Origin of the sequence: Kocuria sp. UBA5001, from assembly GCF_002398425.1 — a bacterium.
In the GTDB taxonomy this organism is placed as follows: domain Bacteria; phylum Actinomycetota; class Actinomycetes; order Actinomycetales; family Micrococcaceae; genus Kocuria; species Kocuria salsicia.
The window spans coordinates 399586-423025 of sequence record NZ_DGYR01000009.1 but is presented as its reverse complement, the minus strand read 5'-3'; the positions used below and the strand labels follow the sequence as shown (position 1 = coordinate 423025).

The 23440-nt window shown below is 70.3% G+C and carries 22 protein-coding genes; 7 read left to right on the top strand and 15 right to left on the bottom strand.

The annotated features are described in order from the left end of the window. Window positions 1-62: 62 nt before the first annotated feature. Window positions 63-2213, bottom strand: coding sequence for an ABC transporter ATP-binding protein (locus tag B3G12_RS05935; RefSeq protein ID WP_260983317.1), 2151 nt, complete (start codon window positions 2211-2213; stop codon window positions 63-65). A 125-nt stretch (window positions 2214-2338) separates the two neighbouring features. Here B3G12_RS05935 and B3G12_RS05930 point away from each other — a divergent pair, with 125 nt between their 5' ends. Beyond that, window positions 2339-2971, top strand: coding sequence for a PH domain-containing protein (locus tag B3G12_RS05930; protein WP_144942012.1), 633 nt, complete (start codon window positions 2339-2341; stop codon window positions 2969-2971). A gap of 11 nt (window positions 2972-2982) precedes the next feature. Here B3G12_RS05930 and B3G12_RS05925 read toward each other — a convergent pair whose 3' ends face one another. The 3 genes from B3G12_RS05925 to B3G12_RS05915 form a co-directional block, all read right to left on the bottom strand. Beyond that, window positions 2983-4113, bottom strand: a complete 1131-nt coding sequence (locus tag B3G12_RS05925; RefSeq protein WP_144942010.1) for an ABC transporter permease — start codon at window positions 4111-4113, stop codon at window positions 2983-2985. Continuing rightward, window positions 4110-5645 (bottom strand): ABC transporter permease, encoded by a 1536-nt coding sequence (locus B3G12_RS05920; RefSeq protein WP_055086059.1) that lies wholly within the window; start codon window positions 5643-5645, stop codon window positions 4110-4112. The genes B3G12_RS05925 and B3G12_RS05920 overlap by 4 nt, the downstream gene beginning before the upstream one ends. A 110-nt stretch (window positions 5646-5755) precedes the next feature. Next, window positions 5756-7570 (bottom strand): ABC transporter family substrate-binding protein, encoded by a 1815-nt coding sequence (locus B3G12_RS05915; protein WP_290499598.1) that lies wholly within the window; start codon window positions 7568-7570, stop codon window positions 5756-5758. A gap of 248 nt (window positions 7571-7818) precedes the next feature. Here B3G12_RS05915 and B3G12_RS05910 point away from each other — a divergent pair, with 248 nt between their 5' ends. Together B3G12_RS05910 and B3G12_RS05905 are read left to right on the top strand one after the other, a co-directional pair. Then, window positions 7819-8400 carry a LapA family protein gene (locus B3G12_RS05910; protein WP_244944703.1) on the top strand — a complete coding sequence of 194 codons (582 nt, stop codon included), beginning with the start codon at window positions 7819-7821 and terminating at the stop codon, window positions 8398-8400. 275 nt (window positions 8401-8675) lie between these two features. Further along, window positions 8676-10889 carry an NADP-dependent isocitrate dehydrogenase gene (locus B3G12_RS05905; RefSeq protein WP_144942006.1) on the top strand — a complete coding sequence of 738 codons (2214 nt, stop codon included), beginning with the start codon at window positions 8676-8678 and terminating at the stop codon, window positions 10887-10889. A 257-nt stretch (window positions 10890-11146) separates the two neighbouring features. Here the strand turns inward: B3G12_RS05905 and tpx are convergent, their stop codons facing one another. Beyond that, the gene (gene tpx / locus B3G12_RS05900) at window positions 11147-11644 is read right to left on the bottom strand and encodes a thiol peroxidase (protein WP_145009628.1); all 498 of its coding nucleotides are present in this window, start codon (window positions 11642-11644) and stop codon (window positions 11147-11149) included. Window positions 11645-11797: 153 nt separating this feature from the next. On the opposite strand from tpx, the gene B3G12_RS05895 reads away from it, so the two are divergent. After that, window positions 11798-12769, top strand: a complete 972-nt coding sequence (locus tag B3G12_RS05895) for a malate dehydrogenase (RefSeq protein ID WP_222126482.1) — start codon at window positions 11798-11800, stop codon at window positions 12767-12769. An 85-nt stretch (window positions 12770-12854) separates the two neighbouring features. Here the strand turns inward: B3G12_RS05895 and B3G12_RS05890 are convergent, their stop codons facing one another. From B3G12_RS05890 to B3G12_RS05870, 5 genes are all read right to left on the bottom strand, one after another. Beyond that, entirely contained in the window at window positions 12855-13376 is a 522-nt protein-coding gene (locus B3G12_RS05890) for an O-acetyl-ADP-ribose deacetylase (RefSeq protein WP_145009634.1), read from the bottom strand. 132 nt (window positions 13377-13508) lie between these two features. Further along, on the bottom strand, window positions 13509-13895 hold the full coding sequence (locus tag B3G12_RS05885; RefSeq protein ID WP_144941998.1) for a YchJ family protein: 387 nt from the start codon (window positions 13893-13895) through the stop codon (window positions 13509-13511). Between the two features lie 164 nt (window positions 13896-14059). Further along, window positions 14060-14908 carry a uracil-DNA glycosylase gene (locus B3G12_RS05880; RefSeq protein ID WP_144941996.1) on the bottom strand — a complete coding sequence of 283 codons (849 nt, stop codon included), beginning with the start codon at window positions 14906-14908 and terminating at the stop codon, window positions 14060-14062. 216 nt (window positions 14909-15124) lie between these two features. After that, window positions 15125-15799 (bottom strand): MOSC domain-containing protein, encoded by a 675-nt coding sequence (locus tag B3G12_RS05875; RefSeq protein WP_144941994.1) that lies wholly within the window; start codon window positions 15797-15799, stop codon window positions 15125-15127. A gap of 30 nt (window positions 15800-15829) precedes the next feature. Beyond that, window positions 15830-16717 (bottom strand): rhodanese-related sulfurtransferase, encoded by an 888-nt coding sequence (locus tag B3G12_RS05870; protein WP_145009640.1) that lies wholly within the window; start codon window positions 16715-16717, stop codon window positions 15830-15832. A 42-nt stretch (window positions 16718-16759) separates the two neighbouring features. Between B3G12_RS05870 and B3G12_RS05865 the strand changes: the two genes are divergently transcribed. Beyond that, window positions 16760-18037, top strand: coding sequence for an acyltransferase family protein (locus B3G12_RS05865; RefSeq protein WP_186366667.1), 1278 nt, complete (start codon window positions 16760-16762; stop codon window positions 18035-18037). On the opposite strand, the gene B3G12_RS05860 is transcribed toward B3G12_RS05865, so the two are convergent. Then, window positions 17919-18605: a trimeric intracellular cation channel family protein gene (locus B3G12_RS05860; protein ID WP_144941987.1), complete on the bottom strand. Its 687-nt coding sequence runs from the start codon at window positions 18603-18605 to the stop codon at window positions 17919-17921. The genes B3G12_RS05865 and B3G12_RS05860 overlap by 119 nt on opposite strands. A gap of 175 nt (window positions 18606-18780) precedes the next feature. On the opposite strand from B3G12_RS05860, the gene B3G12_RS05855 reads away from it, so the two are divergent. Then, the gene (locus B3G12_RS05855) at window positions 18781-19221 is read left to right on the top strand and encodes a GNAT family N-acetyltransferase (protein ID WP_145009646.1); all 441 of its coding nucleotides are present in this window, start codon (window positions 18781-18783) and stop codon (window positions 19219-19221) included. 10 nt (window positions 19222-19231) lie between these two features. Then, window positions 19232-20641, top strand: coding sequence for a carboxylesterase family protein (locus tag B3G12_RS05850; protein WP_414672728.1), 1410 nt, complete (start codon window positions 19232-19234; stop codon window positions 20639-20641). Between the two features lie 115 nt (window positions 20642-20756). On the opposite strand, the gene B3G12_RS05845 is transcribed toward B3G12_RS05850, so the two are convergent. From B3G12_RS05845 to B3G12_RS05830, 4 genes are all read right to left on the bottom strand, one after another. Next, entirely contained in the window at window positions 20757-21338 is a 582-nt protein-coding gene (locus B3G12_RS05845) for a mismatch-specific DNA-glycosylase (protein ID WP_144941983.1), read from the bottom strand. Window positions 21339-21369: 31 nt separating this feature from the next. After that, a complete protein-coding gene (locus tag B3G12_RS05840) occupies window positions 21370-21795 on the bottom strand; it encodes an EamA family transporter (RefSeq protein ID WP_290499589.1) in 426 nt (141 codons plus the stop codon). A gap of 467 nt (window positions 21796-22262) precedes the next feature. Continuing rightward, window positions 22263-23090, bottom strand: coding sequence for an alpha/beta fold hydrolase (locus B3G12_RS05835; protein WP_145009649.1), 828 nt, complete (start codon window positions 23088-23090; stop codon window positions 22263-22265). A gap of 182 nt (window positions 23091-23272) precedes the next feature. Continuing rightward, window positions 23273-23440, bottom strand: a complete 168-nt coding sequence (locus B3G12_RS05830; RefSeq protein WP_290499718.1) for a DUF3072 domain-containing protein — start codon at window positions 23438-23440, stop codon at window positions 23273-23275.

Here is a 23440-nt window from a genome sequence, read left to right as displayed (position 1 = left end):
TCCGTCATGGGCCCTCCTGGCATCCGCGGTTCAGGGGCTCAGGAGCTCAGGAGCTCAGGAGCTCAGGGCAGCGTCTCCGCCAGCTGCTGGCGCAGCTCTCGCCGCGCGCGCTGGGTCTGCGGATCCGGCACGGGCACCGCCGCGAGCAGCCGCTTGGTGTATTCCTGCTCCGGGTGGCGCAGCACCGTCTCGCGCGAGCCCTGCTCCACGATGTGCCCGTGCTGCATGACCACGATGCGCCGGGCGAGCCGGTCGATCACCGCGAGGTCGTGGGTGACGAACAGGCACGCGAAGCCCATCTCCGCCTGCAGCTCCTCGAAGAGGTCCAGCACCGTGGCCTGGACGGACACGTCCAGCGCGGAGGTCGGCTCGTCCGCGACAAGCAGCTTGGGCTTCAGGGACAGGGCCCGGGCGATGCCCACGCGCTGCTTCTGACCGCCGGAGAGCTCGTGCGGGTAGCGGTTGCGGTAGTTGCGCGGCAGCCGAACCTGGTCCAGCAGCTGCTCGATCCGGTGCTGCAGCTCGGCACCCTTGGCCACCTTGGCCAGGTACATGGGCTCGCCGATGGACTCGCCGATCGGGAGCCGCGGGTTCAGTGACGAGGACGGGTCCTGGAAGACCATGCCCACGTCCTTGCGCACCCGGTCTAGCGTGGAGCGCGGGGCACCGTGGAGTTCAACGCCGTCGACCACCAGCGAGCCCTCGACCACCGGCAGCAGGCCCACGGCGGCGCGCCCGATCGTCGTCTTGCCGGATCCGGACTCCCCGACCAGGCCCACGGTCTCACCCGAGGCCACGGTCAGGCTCACGCCCTCCACCGCGCGGAACGCCGGGTTGCGGCCCTGCTTGGGGTACTCGATCGCCACGTCCTTCAGCTGCAGGATGGGTGCCGCCACGCGCTGGGCGAGCGTGTCCATGGAGGCGGACTCTGCCGTGCTCCGGTCCACCACGATGGGCGCGGCCACGGAGCGTTCGAGCGCGGCCACCATGTCCACGGACTCGTCCCCCTCCGTACCCTGCCCCAGGTGCGGCACCGCCTCCAGCAGGGTGCGCGTGTAGGGGTGGCGCGGAGCGGAGAAGATCTGTTCGGCGCTGCCCTGCTCCACGATCACGCCGTTCTGCATGACCGCGATCTTGTCCGCGAGGTCCGCCACCACTCCCATGTCGTGCGTGATGAGGATGACCGCTGAGTCCAGCTGGTCCTTGAGGTTGCGGATCAGGTCCAGGATCTCGGCCTGCACGGTCACATCCAGAGCAGTGGTGGGCTCGTCCGCGATCAGCAGCTTGGGGTCGCACGAGAGCGACTGGGCAATCATCGCGCGCTGGCGCTGGCCGCCGGAAAGCTGGTGGGGGTACGAGCGGAACGCCTTCTCTGGGTCCGGCAGCTCCACCATGGTGAGCATCTGCTTGGCGCGGTCCGCGGCCTCCGTGGGCGAGATGTCCCGGTGCAGGCGCAGGGTCTCCACGATCTGCTGGCCCACCGTGTACACGGGGTTCAGCGCGGTCATGGGCTCCTGGAAGATCACGGCAATCTCCTCACCGCGCACCCGGCGCAGGGCACTGCCCCGCAGCCCGATCAGCTCTTCACCGCCGAGTTTCGCCGAGCCACGCACCCGCGCGTTGGACGGCAGCAGCCCCAGCATGGACATCGAGCTCGCGGACTTGCCGGAGCCGGACTCACCCACGATCGCGAGGACTTCACCGGCGGCGACATCGTAGTCCAGGTCGATCGCGGCCGGAACCCACTCGCGGTCCACGCCGAAGTCCACGCTCAGGCCGCGCACGCTCAGCACGGGCTCCCCGCGGGCCACCTTCGTCCGGGAGCGGCCACGCCGGGCGCTGGGCTCGGCGCGCAGGGCTCGGCGGCCCCGCTTCTTCGTCCCGGCCGCGGCGCTGGCGTCCGTGGCGGTCGAGCCGTCGACGGCGTTCCCCGCCTCCGACGTGGCACCGGAACTGTCCGGCGCGACGCCCTCGCTCGCCCCGAAGACCTCGGCGCGGCTGGTCTCAGCACCTTGGGCCCCGGCGTTCTGCGCCGCGGCATCACCCGTCGGCGACGTGGCCACTCGGCCGTCTCCGGCCAGCGAGCCGTCCCACGGGGCGTTGTGCTCGGCGGCGGTCGGGCCCTGCGCGGGGACCGCATCCGGAGACTGGGCTCCGTCGCGAGGATCGGGCGCACCCTCGGGGACGCCGTGGGGCTGGTTCGAGGTGCTCATCGTGTGTGCTCCATCGTATCGAGAACGTGGTGCGCGGGGCGGACGCGCGCGGAGTGCGGGGCACTGCGGTGCCGGGCAGCGGAGGGTTCACGGTGCGGGGCCGCAGACTGCCTAGCATGGGGACCATGCCGACCAGCTACGACACAGCACCGGAGCACGAGACCTACCGCGCGGCGTCGGCCCCGTGGCTCACAGGATTCCTGGTGCTGCTGGGACTGTCGGTGGGCGTCTCGGGCTGGGGCCGCACCCCGGCCCACCACGCGGCGGCCGTGCTGGGTGCCCTGGCCCTCGCGGGGCTGGGCTACACCCTCTACTGGCGCCCCCGCCTGGAGGTCCACGAGCGGGAGGTGCGCCTGGTGAATCCCCTGCGCACCGTCTGCGTGCCGTGGGCGCGGATCGTGGACGTGAGCACCCGGTTCGCTGTGACCCTGGTGACCGACACCGGGAAGCACTCGAGCTTCGCGCTGCCCGCCGCGGGTGCCGGGTCGAGCCTCCGCGCGGGCCCGGACGCCGTGAACCGGAACCATCCGATCGCCCGCCCGGACGGTTCCGTGCGCGTGGGCGACCTGACCTCCACCGCGTCCGGCGCGGCGGCCCACCGGGTCCGCAGCGTGTGGCAGCGCAGGATCGAGACCGGCGAGCTCGACGTCTTCTCCGCGGACGGATCCGAGGACCCGGTGCGGGTGCGGCTCACGCCGGGACCGCTCACGACCACCCTGGTGCTGGGGGCCGCGAGCGCCGTCCTGTTCACGCTCTGATCCGGGGCGGGTCACCGGACGCCCCCGCCGTCAGCGGCAGGGGTGCCGGCCGCGCCCCCGGAGGACGACGCCGTCGCCGTCGTCGCTGCGTCGCTCGCGTGCTCGTCACGGCCGGAGCCGATCTCCCGGGCCCGCCGGGGGTTGAACTTGCGCTGGCGCGGGTCGAAGGCGTCCCGCAGACCGTCGCCGATGAAGTTGATGGTCAGGGCGATGGCCACGATGAACACGCCGGGCCACCAGAACAACCAGGGGCGGGTGGCGAACGCGGTCTGGTTCTCGCTGATCAGACGGCCCAGTGACCAGTCCGGCGCCTGGATGCCGAGGCCCAGGTAGGACAGCGCGGTCTCCAGCAGGATGGCCGAGGACATCAGCAGCGTGATGTTCACGGTGATCACGCCCACGGTGTTGGGCAGGATGTGCTTGAAGATGATCCGTCCACTGGAGGCCCCCGCCAGGCGTGCGGCGTCCACGAACTCCCGCTCGCGCAGGGTCAGGAACTCGCCGCGCACCAGCCGCCCCAGGGGTGGCCATGAGGCCAGGCCCACGAGCAGGCCCAGGGCCACCACCGTGGCGAACGTGGGCAGGCCGTGGCTGCGCACCCAGGTGATGGCGAGGCGCCCGAGCAGGGCCGCCAGGATCACCAGCGGAATGATGATGATGACGTCCGTGAGGCGCATCAGAACGGCCTCGGTCCAGCCGCGGAAGTAGCCCGAGAGGCCACCCACCACGGTGCCCACGAGCCCAGCCACGACACCCACCACGATCATGACCACCAGGGAGTACTGCGTGCCCTGCATGGCCATGGCGAAGAGGTCCCGCCCCAGGTTGTCCTGGCCGAACGGGTGCTCCCCGAGACCCGGGGGCAGCAGGGAGAGGGTGGGCCGCCCACCGTCGAGCACGGTGCCGGTGGCGTCCGGACTCCACTTCCACCAGCCGGGGACGGGCCCCACGCCCAGGGAGGTCACGGAGAGCACCACGATGAACAGCAGCACCACCAGGGAGACCACCGCGCCCGTGTTGCCGAAGAACCGCTGGCGCACCAGCTGGCCCTGACTCTTGCCGCGCACGTCCTGGGGTTTCTCTCCCGCCTCGGGGACCTGCCCCACAGGCTGGGGGACGTCGATCGGTTGTGGCTGGCTCATGCTTTCACCCTCACGCGCGGGTCGAGTACGGAGTACACCAGGTCCGCCACCAGGTTGAAGACCATGGCGACGATGCCGGTGACCAGGAAGACGCCCATCACGGGGTTGGGGTCCACGTTGCGCACGGACTGGACGAAGAGCTGGCCCATGCCGGTGAACGCGAAGACCGACTCCGTGATGATGGCACCGCCGATCAGCCCACCGATGTCGTAGGCCACGAGCGTGGCCAGCGGGATCAGCGCGTTGCGGAACGCGTGGCGCATGACCACCGTGCGCTCGGAGAGGCCCTTGGCGCGCGCAGTACGCACGTAGTCCTGGCCCATGATCTCGAGCATCGAGGCCCGCGAGTACCGGGAGTAGGAGGCCAGCGCGAGCAGCGTCAGACAGATGGTGGGCAGCAGCAGGTGGGTGAAGCGGTCCAGACCCATGGTCCAGAAGTCACCGGTGAGCCCGGGGGTGGCCGAGTTGGCCGTGGCGATCGGGCGGCCGCGGATGTGCCCCGAGTTCACGTAGCTCGGCCAGGACTGCATGAAACGGTCCAGCACGAGTAGCAGCGCCACGAAGAACCCGGTGACACCGGCCACCCGGGCGCCTTGGCCGCGGTCGTAGCCGCCGGCGAAGTACCCGATCCCGGCGCCCACCAGGACCATCACGACCGTCAGACCCAGCACGGTCCAGACCCCGGCGCCCTTGAAGAGGGACTGCACCGGGAAGTACAGCACCAGGCCCACGAGCACGGTGCCGAGCGCGGCGTAGAGGGCGCGCCGGTTGCGCAGCCCCGCCATGAGCACCGTGGCGATCACGGCCACGAGGATCCCGGTCAGGGCGATCAGCGGGATGCCCAGGAACGGGTGGTTGAGCCAGTTGGTGGCCAGCACGAAGTAGACGACGCCGAAGGTCACCACAAAGCCGAGCACCCCCATCAGGATGCGGGTCCGCGGCCTGCCAAAGGAGACGAGGTACCAGATCACGCCCAGCACGAGCGATATCAGCAGGATCGAGCCCATGGACATGGCCGGGTTCTGCAGGAAGTCGTTGAACTGGATGGCCACGACCTCCTTGAGCAGCACCGCAAGCCAGAAGCTCGGCAGCGAGAAGCACAGGAAGGTCAGGAACGTGATGCCGTAGTCCAGCCCGGAGTACTGGCGCAGGGCGGAGACGATGCCCAGGGTGATGCCCACGACGATCGCGAGGATCGTCCCCACGGTCACGAGCATGATGGTCTGGCCCATGGCGAAGGAGAGCAGGCTCGTCACCTCCTGGCCCTCGCGGCTCACACCCAGGGAGCAGGTGTCCGCGAAGGGCACGAGGCACCCGGCGGCCCCGCCGAGCCATGTGAAATAGCGCAGCACGGGAGGGGTGTCCAGGTTCAGCGCCTCAACGCGAGCCGGGATCAGCTGCTGCGCGTTGGGGTTGCCGTAGAGGTCCCACAGAGGGTCACCGGACGCGGCCGTCATGAGGTACACGATGAAGGACGCGCCCAGCAGGATGAGCACGGCTGTGATGAGCCGTCTGAGGATGTAAGAAGTCATGTCGCTGCCTCGGAGGACGAGTGGTGGTCACGGCACTGCGCAGACGCGGGGATCCCGCGCCCACGCAGTGCTCGTGAAGGGGTTGACCCGGTCGTCGGGGCTCTGCCGCCCTACTTGCGGCTCCACTCGGAGACGTTCCAGAACACGCCGGTCTGGTTCGGCTGGTACTTGTCCACGCCGGCGATCTTGTCCGAGGTGGCCACGTAGCCCACGGACTGGAAGAGCGGGAGGCCGTAGGCGTCCTCGAAGGTGTGCTTGTCCACCTCAGCGATCTGGTCGTTGCGCGAGGACTCGTCCAGGTTGGCGCGGGCCTCGTCCACGAGCTTGTCCACGTCCGCGTTCGAGTACTTGTTGTAGTTGCCGCCGCCGCCGGTCTTGAAGATCTGCGAGAGCATCTCGGTGCCCACGCCCGGGGAGACCCAGCCGTACAGGGACGCGTCATAGTCGCCGTCGGAGAGCTTCTCGGACCAGTTCGGGTCGCCCAGGTCCTCGACCTTGAACCCGGCCTTCTCCGCGGACTCCTTGATCAGCTGGAAGGTGTCCACGCGCTGCGGATTGCCGTTGTTGTAGAGGATCCGCACCGTGGGCGTCTTGCCGTCGACCAGCTTCTTGGCGCCGTCGATGTCCACGTCCCCGTAGAGCTTCTTGGCGTCGTTCTTCTCCACGGCCTTCGTGTAGGCATCGCCCTGGCTGGAAACGAACATCTGCGAGTTGAGCACCTCGGCGTCCTCCTTGACCGGCTTGACCAGCTGGTCGAGGATCTGCTGGCGCGGGATGGTCTTCAGGAACGCCTCGCGGGTCTCCTTGTCCTTGAAGGTGTCCGAGCCGAAGTTCAGGTCCACGTGGTCGTACGCGAGCTGGTCGCCCTGCTGCACGTTCACGTTCTCGATCTGCTTGACCTGGTCCATCGTGTCCTTGTTGACGTTGTTCGGCTGCATGATGTCCACTTCGCCGTTGCGCAGCGCCTGGATCTGAGCCGTGGCGTCGCCGATGGTGCGCAGGGTGATCTCGTCCAGCTTGCCCTGGTGCTCGCCCTTGTAGTTCTCGTTCTTCTTCAGCGTGACGGAGTTGTTCTCCACCACGGTGTCGATCGTGTACGGACCGTTGGCCACGAGGACGTCCTTGTCGTCCGGGGTGGACGTGAAGTTGAAGGAGGTGTCCCAGGCCTTGCCGATCTTCTCCAGATCGGGCTGCTTCTGCGGGCTCTTGGAGCCCCCCTTCTTCTGGTTCTCCAGCACCTTGAGCAGCTCGTCCTCGGACATCCCGGCCTTCTTGGCCACCACGTGCGCGGGCATCAGGTAGTTTTCGTCGAAGGCGATCTCCCAGTCCGCGTTCTGCTTGCCCCACGTGACGGTCATGGTCTTGCCGTCCTCGGAGAACGTGGGCATCTCCGTGGAGCCCAGGATGTCCGTGGAGCCGGCGATCGAAAAGTAGTCCTTGCCGGTCTTGCCGTCCTCGCTGGAGTCGTTCGCGTAGCCGGAGAGCTCGCTCCACCACAGCATGAGGTCGGCCTTGTCGATCTTGTTGCCGTCCGACCACTGCGGGTCCTTGAGCGTGTACTCGACCGTCAGGGGGTCGTCCGAGGTCTTCTTGTACGTGCCGAAGCCCTCGTTGGGGTGGATCTTCTGCTCCGGGTCCACCGTGGTGAACCCTTCGCGGGTCATCTCCGCCACGTGGCCGTTGATGTCCAGGTTCGTCTTGGTGTAGCCGGGGTTCGCGCCCGAGAACTTGTTGGTCTCGGCCACGGTCACGACGCCGCCGTCCTGGCCCGCTGCGCTGCTGTCACCGCTGGCCTTGCCGTCCGCGCCGCCGCCCACACTGGCGCAGCCGGTGAGCGTCAGAGCGGCGATCGCCGCCACGGAGAGGGCAGCCTTGCCCTTGAAGGTGTGATTTCCCGTGTCGGTTTTTCCCGATGTGGTGTCCATGGAATGTGCGTTGCACCCCCGCTGATGGATTCCCCGGCCGTGGCTGGCTTCACCCATGACCGTGGTGCGTCTCACAGTGAACGAGAGGTTACCCGTGGATAACCTGATTCGTGTCAAAGTGTCAGCGTGTTGTGGGCGTGTCGGCATCCCGTGCGTGTCGCGCATCCAGGAAAGCGGTCCCCGAACCGTCGCCGCTGGCCTACCCTGGTGCCACCACGCAAGACCGTCACCGTCCCGGGAGGCCCCCAGTGAGCACCACGCCGCACGACCGCACCACCGCCGCACGCGAGCCGGGCGGGGACGACGCCGCGCGCCCGCGCGGCACCCGGGGTCCGGCGGGCGAGCCCCTCGGCTCCCCCGCCCCCGGCGAGCAGCGCGCGGGAGCCGGCCGGGCGGCGCCGTCGCCCGTGGCCGAGGAACGTGCAAGCGCCCCCCGGACCACCGCGGCCGACGACGTCGAGCCCCGCCCCTCCGAACCGCCCCGCACCTCGGAGTCGGCACACGCCACGGGCCAGCAGGCCCCCGTGGACCCGGCCCTCGACAAGCCCGCCAAGCGGGGGGTCTCGGGCACGGTGTGGGCCGCTCTGATCCTCGGGGTGGTCGTGCTGATCCTGCTGCTCGTGTTCATCATCCAGAACAACGTGAGCACCCGCTTCGAGTACATGGCCTGGGAGTTCAGCCTGCCGCTGGGCGTGGCCATGCTGTTCTCTGCCATCGCCGGCGCCCTCATCATGGCACTCGTGGGATCGGTGCGGATCTTCACGCTCGGGCACCGCCTGCGCAAGCTCGAGAAGGAGCGGCAGCGGATCCGCACGGCCGTGTCCGACTGATCCCCCGCCCCCAGAGCCCACGACGGCGCGCGGCCACCTCTCGCGGGGTGCCGCGCGCCGTCGCCGTCCCCGCCGCCCGCTCTCCATGGGCCCTCCACCGCCCCTGGACGGAGGGGACGTGACGGAGGTCTCTCCGGCACCGTGGGCGCAGGTGACCACGGCCGGAAATCCGCGCGGGGACGGGGCTTTTGGCCCGCAGGGCCCGCCTGCGCCGCCCCCGCAGCGGGTAGGCTGGAGGGTAGCCCGGTGACCGTCAATGCAAGGAGTCATTGCTCATGCCCAAGATCATCTACACCGAGACCGACGAAGCACCCATGTTGGCCACGTACTCGTTCAAGCCCATGGTGGAGGCCTTCGCGTCGACCGCAGGTGTGGAGGTGGAGACCCGGGACATCTCCCTTGCCGCCCGCGTCCTGGCCCAGTTCCCGGACCGGCTCACGGATGAGCAGCGCGTCCCGGACACCCTGGCCGAGCTGGGGGAGCTTGCCAAGACCCCGGAAGCCAACATCGTGAAGCTTCCCAACATCTCCGCGTCCATCCCGCAGCTGAAGGCCACCATCAAGGAGCTGCAGGCGGACGGCTACGACCTCCCGGATTACCCGGAGGACGCCTCCTCGGACGAGGCAAAGGAGATCCGCGCGCGCTACGACCGCGTCAAGGGCTCCGCCGTGAACCCCGTGCTGCGGGAGGGCAACTCGGACCGCCGCGCGCCGAAGGCCGTCAAGGAGTACGCCAAGAAGCACCCGCACACCATGGGCGCCTGGTCCAGGGACTCGAAGACCAACGTGGCCACCCTGGGCCACGACGACTTCCGCACCAACGAGCAGTCCGTGGTGATGCCGGCGGAGGACACCCTCACCATCCAGCACGTCACGGACCACGGCACCACGGTGCTCAAGCAGTCCGTGCCCGTGCTCGCCGGTGAGGTCGTGGACGCCACGTTCATGAGCGCCGCCGCGCTGGACGCGTTCCTCGAGGAGCAGGTGGCCCGCGCCAAGGAGGAGGGCATCCTCTTCTCGGCGCACCTGAAGGCCACCATGATGAAGGTCTCGGACCCCATCATCTTCGGCCACGTGGTCAAGGCGTTCTTCAAGGACGTCCTGCAGCGCTACGGCACGGACCTCGAGAAGGCGGGTCTGTCCCCCAACGACGGCCTGGCCGCGATCCTCTCCGGGGTCTCCCAGCTGGAGAACGGCGAGGAGATCGCCGCCGCGTTCCAGGAGGCCATCGACAACGGGCCCGAGCTCGCCTACGTGAACTCGGACAAGGGCGTCACGAACCTGCACGTGCCCTCGGACGTGATCGTGGACGCGTCCATGCCCGCGATGATCCGCACCTCCGGGCAGATGTGGGGCCGCGAGGGCGAGCAGAAGGACACCCTGGCCGTGCTGCCGGACTCCTCCTACGCCGGTGTGTACCAGACGGTCATCGACGACTGCCGAGAGAACGGTGCGTACGATCCCACCACCATGGGCACCGTCCCGAACGTGGGCCTGATGGCGCAGAAGGCCGAGGAGTACGGCTCCCACGACAAGACCTTCGAGATCCCCGAGGCCGGCACCGTTCAGGTGGTCAACTCCGCCGGTGAGGTGCTGATGTCCCACGAGGTCCAGCCGGGTGACATCTGGCGCGCCTGCCAGGCCAAGGACGCCCCTATCAAGGACTGGGTGCAGCTGGCCGCGCGGCGCTCCCGCGAGTCCGGGATGCCCGCCGTGTTCTGGTTGGACGAGACCCGCGCCCACGACCGCAACCTCATCGAGAAGGTCAACACCTACCTCGCGGACGAGAACACGGACGGGCTGGACATCCGCATCCTCTCCCCCGTGGACGCCACCGCGTTCACCATCGAGCGCCTGCGCCGCGGTGAGGACACCATCTCCGTGACCGGCAACGTGCTGCGCGACTACCTCACGGACCTGTTCCCCATCCTGGAGCTGGGCACGTCCGCGAAGATGCTCTCGATCGTCCCGCTGATGAACGGCGGCGGCCTGTTCGAGACCGGTGCCGGTGGCTCCGCGCCCAAGCACGTGCAGCAGCTCCTGGAGGAGAACCACCTCCGGTGGGACTCCCTCGGTGAGTTCCTGGCACTGGCGGCGTCCTTCGAGCACCTCGCCACGCGCTACGACAACGCCAAGGCGCAGGTCCTCGCGGACACCCTGGACCGGGCCACCGGCACGTTCCTGGACGAGAACAAGTCCCCGTCCCGCAAGGTCCACGAACTCGACAACCGCGGCTCGCACTTCTACCTGGCTTTGTACTGGGCCGAGGAGCTGGCCCAGCAGACGGAGGACGCCGAGCTCGCCCAGGCATTCCAGAAGGTCGCCTCCGAGCTGCGCGCCAACGAGGACGCCATCAACGCCGAGCTGCTCGGTGTGCAGGGTTCCCCGGTGAACCTGGGCGGCTACTACTGGCCCAAGCCTGAACTGGTCTCGGGCGTCATGCGTCCCTCCGCCACGCTGAACCGGATCATGGACTCACTCTCCGCCTGAGCCGACCGGGCGGATCCGCGCGGCCTGGTTCCGCTCGGGGTGCGCGGCGCTTCTCCGGGAGCGCCGCGCACCACGGGCAGCATCGGGACGGCGCTCCTGGCACGACAACGCCGCCGCGTCCCCTTCCCGGGGACACGGCGGCGTTCGTTCACTGCGGCGTTTGTACAAGGCACCGTCCGTTCGGCCAGCGCTTGTCCATGACGCTCTTCGTTCGCAACGGGGTCCTGGCGTGACCTGGCCCCGCGCTCACGGGCGCGTCAGGACAGGATGGCCACAGCCGCGTCGTAGTCCGGCTCCTCGGAGATCTCCGGGACCAGCTGCGAGTGGACCACGGTGCCGTTCTCGTCCACCACCACGACCGAGCGGGCGAGCAGGCCCTCCAGCGGGCCGTCGGTCATGGTGACGCCGAAGTCCTCGCCGAACGCGGAGCGGAAGGCGGAGGCGGTGACCACGTTCTCGATCCCCTCGGCACCGCAGAAGCGGCCCAGCGCGAACGGGAGGTCCTTGGAGACGCAGACCACGGTGGTGTCCTGCAGGGCGGAGGCGCGCTTGTTGAACTCACGCACGGACTGGGCGCACACGCTGGTGTCCACGGACGGGAAGATGTTCAGCACCACGCGGCGGCCCGTGAACTCGTCCGAGGTGACCGGCGCGAGGTCCGTGTTCACCAGCTCGAACGAGGGGGCGGCCTCGCCCTCGGAGGGCAGCTCGCCAACGGTGTGGACGGGGGTTCCTTGGAATGCGGTGGTAGTCATGGCTTCATTCTGGTGCGCCACCCAGGGCCTCGACAGGTGCTTACGCCGTGCGCTGAACCGGGCCCGCTGATAGCCTCGATTCCACGGACGTCCCCGTCACGCACCCCACAGGCACTGCGCATCCCAGGAGGAAGCATCGTGAGCCTCAACCCCATGACCGTTGCCGTGACCGGGGCCGCCGGTCAGATCGGCTACAGCCTGCTCTTCCGGATCGCCAACGGCGACCTGCTGGGACGGGAGCGGCCCGTGCGGCTGCGGCTGCTGGAGATCCCCTCCGCACTGCCCGCCCTGGAGGGCACCGTGATGGAGCTGCAGGACTGCGCGTTCCCGCTGCTGCAGGACGTGGAGATCGGATCCGACCCCCACGAGGTCTTCGACGGTGCGCAGCTCGCCCTGCTCGTGGGCGCCCGGCCCCGCGCCAAGGGCATGGAACGTGGTGACCTGCTGGAGGCCAACGGTGCGATCTTCACGCAGCAGGGCCGCGCCCTGAACGACGCCGCCCACGACGACGTCCGGGTGGTGGTCACGGGCAACCCGGCCAACACCAACGCCCTGATCGCGCAGCGCAACGCACCGGACATCCCCGCCTCACGTTTCAGTGCCCTGACCCGGCTGGACCACAACCGGGGTGTGGCCATGCTGGCCGAGAAGACCGGCGCGTCCGTGAACGACGTCAAGCACCTGAGCGTGTGGGGCAACCACTCCGCCACCCAGTACCCGGACCTCGACCACGCCACGGTGGCCGGTCGCCCGGCCACCGAACTTGTCTCTCGGGACTGGGTCACGGACACGTTCATCCCCACCGTGGCCCACCGCGGTGCGGCCATCCTGCAGGCCCGCGGAGCGTCGTCCGCCGCATCCGCCGCGAGTGCCACCATCGACCACGCCCGGGACCTCATGCTCGGCAACCCCCGCGGGGACTGGACCTCCATGGCGGTGGTCTCCGACGGCTCCTACGGCGTGCCCGAGGGGCTCATCAGCTCCTTCCCCGTGACCACCTCCGGCGGGGACTGGTCGATCGTGCAGGGGCTGGAGATCTCCGAGTTCTCGCGGACGCGCATCGACGCGTCCGTGGCCGAGCTGGAGACGGAGCGCGCGGCGGTGACGGAGCTGGGCCTGGTCTGAGGGCCGGGGCTGCAACTGCGGAGCAGGCGCAGACTTTGGCGCGGTTTTCTGCATTTGCTCCGTCAGTGCAGAGGTTCCGGCAGTGCTACGCGTCTCTCGACGTCCTCAACGCCTCCTGAAAGGCCCCTTCCGCGTCCTCCGAGAACGGGACGAACACGACCGTGCCCACCTTCGTGTCCGAGGCCAGGACCGTGTCCACGGCGATTCGCGTGGCACTGTCCATGGGCCAGCCGTAGATGCCCGCGGAGATCGCGGGGAAGGCGACCGACTTTGCCCCGAGCTCGTCCGCCACGCGCAGCGACTCGCGGTAGCACGACGCCAGGATGTCGCTCTTGTCCTTCGTCTTCGCGTACACCGGGCCCACCGTGTGGATCACCCAGCGGGCGGGGAGGTCGTAGCCGTCCGTGGCCACGGCCTGACCGGCCGGCAAACCGTCCTGCAGCGTGGTCTCGCGCAACCGCCTGCACTCGGCCAGCAGCTGCTTCCCGGCGGCTCGGTGAATCGCACCGTCCACGCCTCCGCCCCCGAGGAGCTTGGAGTTCGCGGCGTTGACGATCGCGTCCGTGTGGACCTTCGTGATGTCACCCTTGCGGATCTCGATGTTCATGCGGCCACCCTACTGCCGCTCCCCCGCTCGGAGGGCCCGGCCAGCCCGTGAGAACGCGGCCGCGCTACGTGACGCGAGCCGCGGCCGGGTATCTCGTGCCCCGAGGTTCGACGCCCAGCGGCCACGTGGGAATCACTCGGACGCGGGGCCCACGTACATCCAGCGCTTCGCGCGCCTGGTGAACTCGGAGACCTCGTGCAGGCGGCCCGGCTCGCCGTTGCTCACGTAGGACGCGGTGAACTCGACGACGCCGTGGTCGTCCTCTGCGCCGCCATCCACCACCCGCTCCACGGCCAGCCCCGTCCAGCGGGTCTCCGGGTCAACGGACGTGTCCGTAGGGCGGGTCCGGGGATGCCACGTGCGGAACAGGTGGTCCTCCGCGCCGGTGGCGAACGCCGTGTACCGCGAGCGCATCAGCGTCTCCGCCGTGGCTGGCCACACCTCGTTCGCGAGCGCCGGGCCGCAGCACTCGGGCAGGGACGCACCGGCCGGGAGACCTCCGCAGGGACATACGTTCATGGTGGACGAGCCTACCGCCAGCGGTACGAGGGCTCAGTGTGCAAGCCGTGCAAGCCCGGGGGACGGCATCAATGGCGGATCCCGCAGCCAGAGCAGCCTCGGGCCCGTGCACCGGGCCGCTCCTCCGGCGTGGGCTGGGAGCGCATCCTGCGGGGCGTGGGCACTCACTCGACGGGCGCCGCGGCCAGTGCCAGGGCGTCGTCGAGCATCTGCTCGGTCAGCAGGCCCGTGAAGGTGTTGCGCTGGCTCACGTGGTAGCAGCCCACGAGCCGGATGTCCCGCCCGTCCGGGGTGCGCAGCCATGCGACCGCGCCGTGGCCGAACTTGGGTCTGGGCCGGGGAACCTCCCAGCCCATGCGGGCGGTGGCCGCGAGGACCGTCTGCCACGCGATGCCGCCGAGGGCCAGCATGCCGCGCAGCTCCGGCAGCAGCTCGATCTCGCGGTCGAACCAGCCGCTGCAGGTGGCCTTCTCTTCCGGGGTGGGTTTGTTGGCCGGTGGTGCGCAGCGCACCGGGGCGATCATGCGGACGCCGTGCAGCGCCTGGCCGTCCCCGGCGGTGGAGACGGTCTCGTGCTCGGCGTAACCCGCCCGGTGGAGGGCCGCGTAGACCCAGTCCCCGGAGCGGTCGCCGGTGAACATGCGGCCCGTGCGGTTGCCCCCGTTCGCCGCGGGGGCAAGCCCGACGACGGCGAACCGCGCGTGCGGATCCCCATAGGACGGCACGGGCCTGCCCCAGTAGGGCTCACCGGCGAAGGAGGCGCGCTTGCGCTCGGCCACGTCCTCCCGCCACTCGACCAGCCGCTCGCACGCGCTGCACACGCTGCACAGGGCGTTGAGCTGGTCCACGTCCTGGGCGGTCGCCGCGAGCTCGCGGACCTGCCGCGCGGTGTGCGCCACGGGGGTGTCCGGCGCGGCGGGGTCCTCGGGCCATCCTGTCCCGGGCGGCACGGGCGACGCGAACAGCTGACCGGTCAGAGGGTGTGGCAGCAGCCGCTCAGGGGTCTCGCTCATGGGTGTGCCCTTCTCTCGGTTCTCAGCGTGCGGCCCCCGGGTCCGGGCCGGGCTCGGCAGGGCGGGATCACGACATCGTGGCGCCCCGAGGGTACCGCGCGGCCCGGACGCCACGGCGCGAGCGGCGTCGTCGCGCTCCTGCCGGGCCGCGGGCCCCAGGGCGGGCCCGGCCCAGAACGTGCCGCGCCTCTGGACCGCCGGCGGCGGCCACCCCGGTCAGAGCAGGCTCTGCTCCCCCAGCCGCCGCAGGATCTGACGGCGCCACCGCTCAGGGAACTCGGGGGCGCGGGTCAAGGCCCGCAGCGCGTCCCGGTCGGTGACGCCCGCGGCCATGACGCGCACGACGTCGGCCACGGACACCGCGCCGGACGGCCGGCTCACGAACTCGAACGCGTCCCCGGCGCGGACGTGGCCCTCGCGCCGCACACGGAGGTAGAAGCCCGTCCGGCCGAGGCGTTCCATGTCACGGGGAAGCTCGGCGTCGGCCCAGCGCCGGGACAGCGTGTTGCACGGCGTGCGAGGCTGCGTCACCTGCACGAGCGCCGTGCCCACCTGGAAGACGTCGCCCAGGTGCACACGGTCCTCCGTGGCGCCCCGCAGCGTGAGGTTCTCCCCGAACGCGCCGGGCCCCAGGTCACGCCCCTCGCAGCGCCACGCATCGTAGTGCTCGGCCGGGTAGCAGCACACGGCCTTCTCCGGGCCGCCGTGGTGCACGAGATCTCCCTGCTCGTCCCCGATGAATCCGGACCCGCTCACGAAGACGCGGCCCTGGTGCTCGGTCTTCTCGATCGCCGTGCTGATGTCACGACCGCCCCAGTGCTGCCGACGCACCTCACCCGTGCGCAGCGTGAGGACCCGAGCGTCGGTGACGGTGGGCTGTGGGTTGTCCATGTGGCTCCTGTCAGGGTCGGTGGGCGCGGCTCACGCGGGGACGGGCACGCACTGCGGGCAGCGGGTGCGGGCACCGGAGGCCGTGCACGACTCGCAGCACAGGAACTGGCGGCGGCACTGCGGATCGGCGCAGTTGACGTAGCGCGGCGTGGGCTCGTGGCACTGCGCGCAGCGACCCAGGGAGCGGGCGTCCGGGGAGAACTCCACGTGCATGCGCCTGTCGAAGACGTAGAGGGAACCGTCCCACAGCCCCTCGTTGCCGTAGGCCTCGCCGTAGCGGACGATGCCGCCGTCCAGCTGGTAGACGTCCCGGAAACCGCGGTTGCGCAGCAGCACGCTCAGCACCTCGCAGCGGATCCCGCCGGTGCAGTAGGTGACCACCGGCCTGTCCTTGAGGTGGTCGTAGGCGCCGGAGTCCAGCTCGGCCACGAAGTCCCGAGTGGTCCCGGTCTGGGGCACGACGGCATCCCGAAACCTGCCGATGCGCGCCTCCAGCTCGTTGCGGCCGTCGAAGAAGACGACGTCGTCACGCTGCGCCACGAGTTCGTTCACCTCGCGCGGGGACAGGTGCGTGCCGCCACCCACCACGCCGTTCGCGGTGACGGTGACAGTGTCCGGGGCGTTGAAGGTCACCAGCTCCGGGCGGACCTTCACGCTGAGCCGCGGGAAGTCGTTGCCCACTCCGTCCGACCACTTGACGTCCGCGTGCTTGAACGGGGCGTACTCCCGCAGTGCGCGCACGTATGCCTTCACGTCCTGGATGTCCCCGCCCACCGTGGCGTTGATGCCCTGCTCCGAGACGATGATCCGGCCCGTGACGTTGCACGCCCGCGCGAGGGTGAGCTGCCACAGCCGCACGGCCTCCGGGTCAGCGAGCGGGGTGAAGACGTAGAAGAGCACGATCTTGGGGAGGGCCATGTCCTCACCCTAGAGCAGGCTCCGCTCCACTACTCTGCGAGGGTGGCTCCCCATCCCCCCACGCGGCGGCTGCGTTCCGTCCGGACCATTGCATCCCCCGGCACCCACCTCCCGCCTCGGCGCGTGCTCGGTGACCGGCTGGGTACGCATGACAACGCCCTGAACTTCATCCGCCTGACCCTGGCAGCCCTCGTGGTCGTGGGTCACGGCGCGGTACTGGGCGGTTTCGAGCAACAGCGGTGGCACGACCTCAGCGGCATGGCTGTCAACGGATTCTTCGCGATCTCCGGCTTCCTGATCGCCGGTTCTCGTGTGCGCACCTCGTTCCTCAGCTTCCTTTGGCGGCGGGCGCTGCGCCTGTACCCCGCGTTCTGGGTGGCGCTGCTGACGACGGCGTTCCTGGTCGCTCCCCTGACGGCACGACTGAGCGGGGAGTCCTGGATCGCGGGCCGCGCCGTGGACTACGTCCTCCACAATGCGAGCCTCTCCATCCACCAGTGGGGCATCGAGCACCTGCTGCTCGGGGTGCCGTATCCGGGAGTCTGGAACGGTTCCCTGTGGACCCTGTGGTTCGAGGGCGTCGCGTACCTGGCCGCTGGTCTCGTCCTCTCGGTCGGGATCGTGAGACGGCGCCCGCTGCCCTGGCTCGCGGGGGTGCTCGTGGCGGTGCTCGTGCTGGCGGTCCTGGCGCACGGTCCCCTGGACGTCACCACGAGCCGTTACCTCAACGGCCTGCGCCTGGCCGGTTTCTTCTTCGCGGGGATGATCCTGTGGGCGGCCCGGTCGTCGGTGCCCCTCAGCGCATGGCTGGGCGTGCCCGCCCTCGGGCTCGCGCTAGTGGCCTCACGCTGGGAGGTACCGTACGGCGACATCGTCTCGGCTCTGCCTCTGGCCTACGCCTTGCTGTGGCTCGGTGCCGTGCTCCCGGTCCGGCTCTGCTCTCGCACGGACCGGTCCTACGGCACCTATATCTATGTCTTTCCCCTGCAGCAGCTGCTCGTGGTGCTGGGTGTGCACACCACGCTGGGCTACTGGGGGGTACTGCCTGCTCTGTCTCCTTCTCGTACTGCCGCTTGCGTGGCTTTCATGGACGCTCGTGGAGAAGCCGGCCATGCGGTGGAAGTCCCTGATCCGCTGAGCGTCCGGTCGCGGGCAAGGCGGCCACGCGGCGTCGTCGTCGCCACCCGGCGAGCACCGTTCCTCACCGCCGGCGCGCGTGCCTGCCCTGTCGGGGACGACGTCGCAGCTTGCGCAGGGTGCTCGGGCTCAGGTTCGCCGGGCCGGGCAGCCGCCAGCCGAAGCGCCGCGCGGAGATGCTGACCGCGGCGCTCACCACGATCGCGCCGGCCATGCCCCACGTGGGGTGGCCGAGTCCCGCAAACAGCGCCATGAGGGCGCTCGCGATCAGGGCGCTGGTGGCGTAGAGGGTGTTGCCGCCGAAGATCGCGGGGAGCCGGCCGACGGCGACGTCGCGGATCATGCCGCCGCCCACCGCGGTGACAACGCCCAGCAGGATGGCGGGCGGCCACGCGAGACCGGCCCCGAGGGCCTTGACCGTGCCCGTCGCGGCCCAGCAGCCCACCGAGAGGCAGTCCGCGAGGAAGAGGGCACGGAAGGTCCACGTGCTGCCGAAGACCATGAGGTACGCGAGCACCGCGCCCACGAGCGAGGACGTGAGGTAGGCCGGATTCGTCAGCGCCACGGGGAAGCCCTGCTGCAGCAGCGTGTCGCGCAGGATGCCCCCGCCCAGGCCGGAGAGGATCGCGAGCACCGTGAACCCCACGAGGTCCATGCGCAGCTGCCGCGCCACCACTCCGCCCAGGATGCCGTTGGTCAGCACACCCAGCAGGTCCACGACGTCGAAGACGACGTCCGCCTCGAAGCTCACCGTGCGCCCTCACCTCCCGGTCACGCCGCTCGGCGCCCCGTACAGCATAGGGGGCGGCCTGACGGTGGTCTCCAGCGGTGTCCCGGCGTGACGCGGGCCCGCCCCGAGGGACCGGACGCGGCAGCCCACGGCCGGAACGCTTATGCGTGTCGGCGGGGTGGGCCAGGATGGTGCCATGACCACCGTGCACCCCGGATACACCCTGCTGGACGGCCCGCCCGACGTGGCGGACTACCTGAGACTGCGCCGGGAGACCGGCATGAGCCCCAAGACCGAGGAGCAGGCAGAAGCCGGGACCCACGGGGCGTGGGCAGCGCTGCGCGTGCGCCACGACGCCTCCGGAGAGACCGTGGGCATGGGCCGGGTGATCGGCGACGGCGGGTGGTACTTCCACGTGATCGACATGGCCGTGCTGCCCGAGCACCAGGGGCAGGGCCTCGGCGGCGCCGTCCTGGACCGGCTGCTGGAGACCATCCGCACCTCCACGCCCCCGGGCGCGTACGTGAGCCTCATGGCGGACCGCCCCGGACAGGCGCTGCACGCCGGGCGCGGGTTCACGGACCCTGCGCCGCTGACCAAGGGCATGACCATGTGGCTGGACGACTCCCGTGGCTGAGCCTCCCGCGATTGAGCCCGCCGGGCAGCGGCTCCCACCGATCCCTGCCTCAGAGCTCCAGGGCGAGAATGCGCACGCTGCCCGGGCGCCCCGGTGGAATGCCCCGTGCGGCACGGTGCTCGGCCGCCACGATGGGCCCGTGGACCGTGCCACCGGCATCCGGTATGCACGGGCCGAACGCTATGGACTCCCCACACCGCTGCCCCCGGCCACCAACGTGATCCACGCGACCGATCCGGCACCCGCCTGCCCCCAGCCGCCCATGCCGTTCCTGGACGACATCGTGGGCAGCAACATTGGCGACCTGCCCCAGGACGAGGACTGCCTGCGGGTGTCCGTCACGGTGCCCGCCGGGACAGCGCCGGACGCCGGGCTGCCCGTGATGGTGTGGATCCACGGTGGCTCCTATGCCGCCGGTGCCGGTGACGCGCCCTTCTACGACCCCGCCGCGCTGGTGAGTGAGCAACGGGTGGTCATCGTGAGCGTCACGTACCGTCTAGGGCTGCTGGGGTTTCTCGGCGATGGGAAGGACATCCCCGCGAACCTCGGCCTGCTGGACTTGATCGCCGCACTGCGCTGGACGCGGGAGAACATCGAGGCCTTTGGCGGGGACCCCGGCAACGTCACGGCGTTCGGCCAGTCGGCGGGCGGCGACGCCGTCGCACACCTGATGATCGCGGACGGCACCCGCGGGCTCTTTCGCCGCGCCATCATCCAGAGCTCGCCGTTCGGGCTGCTCCCCGGCCGGGCGAAGATGAACGCCCTCATGGCATCCGTGGCCGCACCACTGGCGAAGGATGCGCCGCTGCCCGCCGTGCGGGCCATGCAGCAGCGGGTGGCGAAGGCCGCCACCCGGTACGGGCTCAAGGGGCAGATGCCGTTCGGACTCCAGTACGGCCAGGCGCCCCTGCCGCCGGAGTCGGAGCTCGACGCCCGCTGGCGCAAGGCCGCCGACCGCGTGGAGGTCCTGGTGGGCAACACCGTCCGCGAGGCCGCGCTGTTCACAGCCCGCATCCCGCCGCTGCTGCGCCGGATGCACAGTCCTCGCGGCGGAGCCCGCGTGGACCGGTTCCTCGTGGCACCGTTCACCCGGCGGATCTACGGGGAGGGTGCGGTTCGCTTCGCCCGTCGGCACGCGCACGCCGGCGGCATCGGCGCGCGGTACGAGTTCTCGTGGGGCGTGGGCCGCAATCCCGTGGCCGGTGCACACATCTCGGAGCTCCCGCTGCTCTTCCCGGGCCACGGGGTCTGGGAGCACACACCTCTCGTGGAGGGCCACACGTGGGCCCAGGTGCTCTACGACGGCGCTCGGCTGCGGCGCGCCTGGGCCGAGTTCGCGCGGGGCCACGGGGCCCACGGGGACGCCCGTGCTGGGCTGCGGGTGTTCGACTTGCAGGACACAGCGGGCGGCGCGGACTGACTCTCAGAAGATTGCCTGGCGGGGTTGCCGCCCCCCGCTGTTCTGCCCCGGCGTGGCTGTCGTTCCAACCCGCGCCGTCCTGACCCCGCGGTGCGCGGAGGATTGCCGCGGCCCCTCAGTCCTCGGGAACGTGGGTGGCGATCCCCGCCGCCCGGGCGATCTCGCCGTAGGTCTGTGCGAGGTTGTCCAGCGAGGAGTGCGCATTGAGGCCGCTGGGGTTCGGTGCCACGTACAGCTCCGTGCCGGACCATGGGGACTCCTGCTTACCCGCGGTGGCCTTGGGACGGTCGAAAGCAGCGCGGTACGCGGTGATGCCGAGGACCGCCACCACCGCTGGCCGCTTCTCGCGGATCAGGGCGTCGAGCCGTTGGGCCCCCTCGTGAAACTCGTCCAGAGTGAGTTCGTCCGCACGGGCCGTCGCCCGGGGACACACATTGCTGATGCCTATCCCCCGACTCATGAGCTGGTCGAGGTCCGCGGGGTCGTAGCCGTCCGCCGCGTGGATCAGTGTGTCGGTGATCCCCGCCCGGTACAGGGCCGGGTAGAAGCGGTTGCCCGGCCGGGCGAAGTGCGCCCCCGTGGCGGCCGTCCACAGTCCGGGGTTGATGCCCACGAACAGCAGCCGCAAGGGGTCCGGCAGCAGGTCCGAGACCGTGCAGTCGCGGTAGGAGTCGAGTTCGGCGCGCGTGAATCCCATGCTGCCCATGCTAGGCCGGACGTCCCGGCACTCAGGCTGTGGGCGGCGTCGGCCCCTTCGACGGCGCACGCCCGGCCCGCACCGCCGCCACGCTCGCGAGGATCACGAGCGTCATACCCGCCAGCTCCGCCGCCCCGAGCTCCTGCCCCAGGATCAGCCACCCCACGAGTGCAGCGGCGGCGGGCGCCATGCTCACGAGGATCGAGAACGTCTCCGCCGCGAGTTCCAGTGCGTACGGCAACGCGGAGGACATCAGGGCCACGGAGAGACCGATGAGCAGCACGTGCGGCCACAGCAGTGCCGCCCCGCCGCTGACGATCCCGAAGGGCGCGGCGAGCACCGCGCCCACCACCATGGCGAGCGCAAGCCCCTGCACTCCGGGGAACGACCGCCCGGCCTGCCGGGATATCAGGATGTAGAGCACCCACAGGAAGGCCGCGCCCAGCGCGAAGAGCACCCCCCGCGGGATCGGGGATCTCCGTTCCGGGACCCACTCCGCTGAGCAGCAGCACACCCGCGAGCGCGAGCCCGGCCCACAGCACCCCGGTGAGCCGACGGGAGAGCACGACGGAGAGGACAAGTGGCCCGAGCAGCTCGATGGTCACCGCGACCCCCAGCGGCAGGCGCGCCACCGCCTGGTAGATGAGCATGTTCATCCCGCCCAGGCTGACGCCGAACGCCAGGACCACGCCGAGGGCCCCGCGGGTCATCCCCCGCAGGGAGGGCCGGACGACGGCACACAGCACCACCGCGGCCATGGCGAGTCTGAGGAACACGGCCCCCAGGGCGCCGATCTCGTCGAACAGGCTCACGGCGATGGCAGCACCCGTCTGGGTGACGAGGGTGGCGGCCACCACCAGGAGCACACCCTGAGCCGTGGAGTCCCGCGCGGAACCGTCGCGGTGCGGGGTGTGCGGACCATGCTCAGCGGTCCGCGAGCAGGAACGTGCGCAGCGCCATGACGACCTCGTCCGGGCGGTCCGCGTGCACCCAGTGGCTGGCGTCCCGCACGGTGATCCGCACGGTCCGGGGGAACAGGGCACGCATCACCGGTGCGTCCGCGTCCTGGATGTAGGGCGAGTTCTCGCCGGCCATCCACAGGACGGGTCCGGTGAAGGTCCGGCCCGCGATGTCCTCCTCTGGCCAGCCGCCCACGTCGTCCAGCTGGTCGTGGAGCAGGTCCAGGTTGGGCTGCCATCCGAAGCCGCCGTCGCGGTGGCGCAGGTTCTGGAGCAGGAAGCCGCGCACCTGTTCCTCGGGGATCTCGGTGCGCAGGGCGGCGTCGGCCTGGGAACGGTGCGTGATGCCCGTGAGGTCCAGGCGCTTGAGGGAGCCGAGCAGGTGCTCGAAGTTCCCGCGGGAGGCCTCCGTGTCCGCCTCCTGGGAGTCCACGGGGGCGATGTCCTCGACCACGAGCCTGCGCACCACGTCCGGGTGGCGCAGCGCCAGGAGCATGGCGACTTTCCCACCCATGGAGTGCCCGAGCACGTCCACGGGCCCGTCCGCGGCGAAGTCCCGGCGCAGCTCGTCCGCCACGGTGTCTGCCATCGCGGCGTAGCCGAAGCTCTCCGTCCAGGCCGAGTCACCGTGGTTCGGCAGGTCCACGAGCAGGCACGTGAAGTCCGGCTGCAGGGCCTTGGCGATGTTCGTGAAGTTTTTGCCCCGCCCGAACAGCCCGTGAAGGAACACGAGGCGGTGCTCTCCGGAGCCGATGAGCGTGGTCTTCAGCGTGGGTTTCGTTTCCTGCGGCACGCCGGTCAATCTACTGCGCCGTCCGTGCGCCACCAAAGCGGATGACAGCGTCGCACGGGGCTGTCACCCGGGCCCGGCGCGCTCGGAGCAGGGTCGTGAGGTGCCGGTGGGCCGCTCGCCGCCGTCGTGAGACCGCGGCGGTGCGACCCACCGGAAGCGTCCTCGGGACAGACCCGGGTCGGTCAGTTCGAGGAACCCTTGAGGCGCTCGATGTGCTCGGAGGCCTGCGCCTTCGTCAGGTCCGCGGGCAGCTCCTCGCCGGCCTGCTTGGCGAGGGTGTCCAGGTAGGACTTCTGCGCGGGGGTCATGGGCTCGTCGCCGCTGACCCACTCGGAGGGGTCCTTCTCCAG

Bases quoted from the DNA above. Each gene is read 5' to 3' on its own strand.
- B3G12_RS05935 (WP_260983317.1), bottom strand. From the start codon at position 2,213: ATGAGCACCTCGAACCAGCCCCACGGCGTCCCCGAGGGTGCGCCCGAT.
- B3G12_RS05930 (WP_144942012.1), top strand. From the start codon at position 2,339: ATGCCGACCAGCTACGACACAGCACCGGAGCACGAGACCTACCGCGCG.
- B3G12_RS05925 (WP_144942010.1), bottom strand. From the start codon at position 4,113: ATGAGCCAGCCACAACCGATCGACGTCCCCCAGCCTGTGGGGCAGGTC.
- B3G12_RS05920 (WP_055086059.1), bottom strand. From the start codon at position 5,645: ATGACTTCTTACATCCTCAGACGGCTCATCACAGCCGTGCTCATCCTG.
- B3G12_RS05915 (WP_290499598.1), bottom strand. From the start codon at position 7,570: ATGGACACCACATCGGGAAAAACCGACACGGGAAATCACACCTTCAAG.
- B3G12_RS05905 (WP_144942006.1), top strand. From the start codon at position 8,676: ATGCCCAAGATCATCTACACCGAGACCGACGAAGCACCCATGTTGGCC.
- tpx (WP_145009628.1), bottom strand. From the start codon at position 11,644: ATGACTACCACCGCATTCCAAGGAACCCCCGTCCACACCGTTGGCGAG.
- B3G12_RS05895 (WP_222126482.1), top strand. From the start codon at position 11,798: ATGACCGTTGCCGTGACCGGGGCCGCCGGTCAGATCGGCTACAGCCTG.
- B3G12_RS05890 (WP_145009634.1), bottom strand. From the start codon at position 13,376: ATGAACATCGAGATCCGCAAGGGTGACATCACGAAGGTCCACACGGAC.
- B3G12_RS05885 (WP_144941998.1), bottom strand. From the start codon at position 13,895: ATGAACGTATGTCCCTGCGGAGGTCTCCCGGCCGGTGCGTCCCTGCCC.
- B3G12_RS05880 (WP_144941996.1), bottom strand. From the start codon at position 14,908: ATGAGCGAGACCCCTGAGCGGCTGCTGCCACACCCTCTGACCGGTCAG.
- B3G12_RS05875 (WP_144941994.1), bottom strand. From the start codon at position 15,799: ATGGACAACCCACAGCCCACCGTCACCGACGCTCGGGTCCTCACGCTG.
- B3G12_RS05870 (WP_145009640.1), bottom strand. From the start codon at position 16,717: ATGGCCCTCCCCAAGATCGTGCTCTTCTACGTCTTCACCCCGCTCGCT.
- B3G12_RS05855 (WP_145009646.1), top strand. From the start codon at position 18,781: ATGACCACCGTGCACCCCGGATACACCCTGCTGGACGGCCCGCCCGAC.
- B3G12_RS05845 (WP_144941983.1), bottom strand. From the start codon at position 21,338: ATGGGATTCACGCGCGCCGAACTCGACTCCTACCGCGACTGCACGGTC.